The 4809-nt window shown below is 71.0% G+C and carries 4 protein-coding genes and 1 pseudogene; 4 read left to right on the forward strand and 1 reads right to left on the reverse strand.

Annotated features, from left to right (window positions below; genetic code table 11):
• Positions 1-134 precede the first annotated feature (134 nt).
• The 3 genes from AB0M92_RS39040 to AB0M92_RS39050 all read left to right on the forward strand — a co-directional run bounded on the left by AB0M92_RS39040 (position 135) and on the right by AB0M92_RS39050 (position 3438).
• The gene (locus AB0M92_RS39040) at positions 135-1196 is read left to right on the forward strand and encodes a betaine/proline/choline family ABC transporter ATP-binding protein (RefSeq protein WP_366107150.1); all 1062 of its coding nucleotides are present in this window, start codon (positions 135-137) and stop codon (positions 1194-1196) included.
• A complete protein-coding gene (locus AB0M92_RS39045; RefSeq protein ID WP_366107151.1) occupies positions 1196-2986 on the forward strand; it encodes an ABC transporter permease/substrate binding protein in 1791 nt (596 codons plus the stop codon). Before AB0M92_RS39040 ends, AB0M92_RS39045 begins: the two co-directional genes overlap by 1 nt.
• A gap of 233 nt (positions 2987-3219) precedes the next feature.
• Positions 3220-3438, forward strand: coding sequence for a hypothetical protein (locus tag AB0M92_RS39050; protein WP_366107152.1), 219 nt, complete (start codon positions 3220-3222; stop codon positions 3436-3438).
• On the opposite strand, the gene AB0M92_RS39055 is transcribed toward AB0M92_RS39050, so the two are convergent.
• On the reverse strand, positions 3419-3640 hold the full coding sequence (locus AB0M92_RS39055; RefSeq protein WP_366107153.1) for a hypothetical protein: 222 nt from the start codon (positions 3638-3640) through the stop codon (positions 3419-3421). The two genes, AB0M92_RS39050 and AB0M92_RS39055, sit on opposite strands and share 20 nt — an antisense overlap.
• Positions 3641-3803: 163 nt before the next feature.
• Between AB0M92_RS39055 and AB0M92_RS39060 the strand changes: the two are divergent.
• A pseudogene (locus AB0M92_RS39060) lies at positions 3804-4729 on the forward strand (transposase).
• Positions 4730-4809 lie beyond the last annotated feature (80 nt).

Genomic DNA, 4809 nt, shown 5'->3' on the forward strand with positions numbered 1-4809 from the left:
AAATATCGGTTATTGTTTTTATGTGTTTTGCTCTCCCTTTCGGGGGTGGGGGCGCACCCCGACCCCCCCCCGGCCCGCCCCCCGGCCCTCGTGGCCGGGCGCAGGCCGTTCCCGGTACGACCCGCGAGGTGTATGTGTCCACGCTCCAGGCCGAGCACGTCTACAAGGTGTTCGGAAGGCGACCCGGCGACGCCGCTGCCGCGGTGCGCGCGCTCCGAGCCGGCGCGAGCCGCGACGAGCTGCGCGCCGACGGTACGACGGCCGCTGTGATCGACGCCTCGTTCCGCGTCGAGCCCGGCGAGATCTTCGTCGTCATGGGTCTGTCGGGGTCCGGCAAGTCCACGCTGCTGCGCATGCTGAACGGACTGCTCGCACCCACCGAGGGGCGCATCCTCTTCGACGGCCAGGACCTCACGACCCTTTCCCGGCGTGAGCTGCGCCACGTCCGCTCCACCAAGATCAGCATGGTCTTCCAGCACTTCGCGCTCTTCCCGCACCGCAGCGTGCTGGAGAACGCCGCCTACGGGCTGGAGGTACAGGGAGTCGCCCGCGACGAGCGGCTGCGCCGCGCCGCCGAGGCGCTGGAGCTGTGCGGGCTCGCCGGCTGGGAGACCTCCTGGCCCGACGAGCTGTCCGGCGGCATGCAGCAGCGCGTGGGCCTCGCCCGCGCCCTGGCCACCGACGCCGACCTGCTCCTGATGGACGAGTCCTTCAGTGCGCTGGACCCGCTGATCCGGCGCGACATGCAGGACCAGCTGCTGGAGCTCCAGCAGCGGCTCAAGAAGACCATCGTGTTCATCACGCACGACCTCAACGAGGCCATGCGCCTGGGCGACGGCATCGCCGTCATGCGCGACGGCCGCATCGTCCAGCAGGGCACCGCCGAGGACATCCTGACCCGCCCGGCCGACGACTACGTCGCCTCCTTCATCCAGGACGTCGACCGCTCGCGCGTGCTCACGGCCGACGCCGTGATGACCGACCCCGTCGCCGGAGGCTGCGCCTGCGGCTGCCCCAGCGTCACCGCCGACACCCCGATCGCCGACCTGTGCGCGGTCAGCGCGCGCGTCCCGCACGCCGTCGCCGTCACGGACGACGCCGGGATCGTCGTGGGCTCCGTACCGCAGGACCGCCTCGTCGCCTTCATCGGCGACGAACAGCGCGCCCCGGTGCGCTGCGCGGAGGTGGCCGCCTGATGCCCCGCCTGAACCTCGGCGCCTGGGTCGACAGCGGCGTCGACTTCCTCCAGCGCCACCTGTCCTGGCTGTTCGACGCCATCAGCGCGCTCGTCACCGGCCTGTACGACGCCATCCACGCCGTGCTCGACGCGCCCGCCCCGCTGCTCTTCGCCGGCATCCTCGCCGTCGCCGCCTGGTGGCTGCGCGGGCTGCTCGCCGGCCTCCTGGCCTTCGCCGGTTTCGCACTCGTCGACTCCGTCGACCTGTGGGGCGACGCGATGTCCACGCTCTCGCTGGTCCTCGTCGCGACCCTCGTCACCCTGGTGATCGCGGTCCCGCTCGGCATCTGGGCCTCCCGCTCCGACCGGGTCAGCGCCGTCCTGCGGCCCGTCCTGGACTTCATGCAGACCATGCCGGCCATGGTCTACCTGATCCCCGGCATCATCTTCTTCGGCGTGGGCGTGGTGCCGGGCATCATCGCGACCATCATCTTCGCGCTGCCGCCCGGCGTACGGATGACCGAGCTCGGCATCCGCCAGGTCGACGCGGAACTGGTCGAGGCCGCCGATGCCTTCGGGACCACCCCGCGCGACACCCTCGTACGCGTCCAGCTGCCGCTGGCCCTGCCCACCATCATGGCGGGCATCAACCAGGTCATCATGCTGGGCCTGTCCATGGTCGTCATCGCCGGCATGGTCGGCGGCGGCGGGCTCGGCGGCGCCGTCTACAAGGCCATCGGCAACGTCGACATCGGCCTCGGCTTCGAGGCGGGCATCTCCATCGTCATCCTCGCCATGTACCTGGACCGGATGACCGGGGCACTGGGCCGTCAGGTCTCCCCGCTCGGCCGGCGCACCCTCACCAAGGCGCGGGCCGCCGCGAGCGGCGCGGCCAAGGTGTGGAACCACCGCCCCCAGCCCGCCTACGCCGTCACCGGGGCCGTGGTCCTCGCCCTGGTCGCGGGCGGCCTGAACACCTTCGGCGGCTCCGGGCAGCCGGCCGCCGCCGGGGCGGACGCGATCGGCAAGGGGCGCAAGATCAGCATCGGCTACATCCCGTGGGACGAGGGCATCGCCTCGACCTACCTGTGGAAGGAGCTCCTGGAGCGCCGCGGCTTCCAGGTGGAGGCCAAGCAGCTGGAGCTCGGCGCCCTGTTCACCGGGCTCGCCGGCGGCCAGGTCGACTTCCAGACCGACGCCTGGCTGCCGGTCACGCAGGCCCAGTACTGGGAGAAGTACGGGAACAAGCTCGACGACCTGGGTTCCTGGTACGGCCCGACGTCCATCGAGCTGTCCGTCCCCTCGTACATGAAGGACGTCACCTCCCTCGCCGACCTCAAGGGCAAGGGCGACCGGTTCAAGGGCCGGATCATCGGCATCGAGCCCAGCGCGGGCGCGATGGGGATCCTGAAGGGCAAACTGCTCAAGGAGTACGGCCTCGACGGCGAGTACCAGGTCGTCGACGGGTCGACCCCCGGCATGCTCGCCGAGTTGAAGCGGGCCTACGAGAAGCAGGAGCCCGTCGCGGTCGTGCTCTGGTCGCCGCACTGGGCGTACGCCTCGTACGACCTGAAGAAGCTGCAGGACCCCAAGGGGGCCTGGGGCAAGGGCGACGGGATCCACACCCTGGCCCGCAAGGGCTTCGCCGCGGACGAGCCGGAAGTGGCCTCCTGGCTGCGCTCGTTCAAGCTCACCGAGGCCCAGCTGACCGGCCTGGAGGCGAAGATCCAGGACGCGGGCAAGGGCAAGGAGCAGCAGGCCGTCCGCACCTGGCTGCAGGAGCACCCGGAGGTCGCGAAGGCGGCCTGACCGCCGTGCGGAGGCGAAGGCGTCGGCGGGACGGTGGAGGAGGACGCTCCACCGCCCCGCCGGCGCCTTCGTCCGTGTCCGCGCCCGCGGAAGCCCGCCGTGCCGGCGATCGGCGGGTCTGCTCCGGGAACGTACCTCTGACCTGCCGAGTTCCTGGATGATCCGCCTCGTGCCCCGGAGGGGGCGGCCGTGGCACAGTGCCTGGAACAGCACTGCCGGACCAGGGAGCCCCCATGCGCGATCCGCACACCGTGCCCCGGCTCGTGCCCGCTCCCCGGGCGCCTGTGGATCCGGGCCCGCTGCCGCGCTGCCCGGTGTGCGGCAGCGCACCGGAGCGGGTCTCCTGGCGTCAGTGCCCGGGCCGGCCGGTGGTGCTGGTCTTCGACCCCTGCGCCCACCGGTACGCCGCCCAGGCCCCGCCCGTCCTGACCGTCACCGCGCCGCCGGCGTAGGCCGGGCGGCGGGGTGAGCGGGGTACCGCTCCTCGTACGCCTGTATCAGGGAGACGAGCAGGTCGAACGACGCGTCGTCGAGCGGGGAGTCGCCGGAGCGGTAGGAGGGGGCGGCGGCCCGGATGGCGGTCCCGATTGCGTCGGCGTACTCGTCTCGGGCGGTGGGGGCGGAACCGGCCGGAGCGCCCCTGGTGATCGTCATGCCCTGATCGTTGCGCGGGGGTCTGACAACGCCCGCCGCCGCTCCCGGATCCGGCCTGATCGGCAGACGCCCCTAGTGCTCTGACCACATTGGTTCGCCGGGTTGGTGGTCGGAGCGGTTGGATGTGAGGTGACGTCCGATCCGGGTGCGTTTCCTACGCGCGATGATGCTGCTGGCGTCAGTCGACACCGTCCGGGATGTGATCCACCGGTTCAACGAGATCGATCTTGCCCGTCTGGACCCTCGGTGCGCGGAAGGCCGTCCTCGCCTGCTCAGTCCTGACGACGAGAACTTCGTCCAGACGGCCACCACCCGCCCGACCAAACTCAGCCAGCCCTTCACCCGCTGGTCCATCCGCAAACTGCTGGCCTACCTTCGGAAAGTCCACGGGCGGGGCATCCGCATCGGCCGCGAGGCAAAGCTCGACCGGATCGAAGAGGTACTGGACCGCTTCCCGGACCGGGTCTTCGCGTTCGACGAGTTCGGCCCGCTCGGCATCCGCCCCATCGGCGGTGCGGGCTGGGCCCCCGCCGGCCACCCCGAGCGGCACCCGGCGACCTACCGCCGCGCCCACGGCGTCAGGTACTTCCACGGCTGCTATTCGGCCGGCGACGACACGCTCTGGGGCGTCAACGGCCGGAAGAAGCGGGCCGTGAACACACTGGCCGCGCTCATGACGATCCGGGCCGCCCGGCCAGACAGCGGCCCGATCTACGTCATCCTGGACAACCTGGCCCACAAAGGCGAGACGATCCGCCCCTGGGCGAAGAAGAAGAACCGCGTCGAACTGTGCTTCACGCCGACGTACGCGTCCTGGTCCAACCCGATCGAGGCGCACTTCGGGCAGCTGCGGCAGTTCACCATCGCCAACTCCAACCAGGCCAACCACACCGTGCAGACCAGGGCCCTGCACGCCTACCTGCGCTGGCGCACGCGAATGCCCGTCACCCAGACGTGCTGGCAGCCCAGCGCCGCGGGCACGCCCGTGTCCGCGGCGAGAAGGGCATCCGCTGGGGCGGACGTCCCCTCGCAGACGCCTCGGGAGCGGCCGGGCGACCCCTGCTCGTCCGGGACCTAGGGCCTGTTTGAGATGTTGATCAAGGTCGTGAAACGATCTTCGGATGGCTCGTGGAGATCTGACGGACGACCAGTGGCTGCGTCTGGAGGCG

Origin of the sequence: Streptomyces sp. NPDC051582, from assembly GCF_040681715.1 — a bacterium.
In the GTDB taxonomy this organism is placed as follows: Bacteria; Actinomycetota; Actinomycetes; order Streptomycetales; family Streptomycetaceae; genus Streptomyces.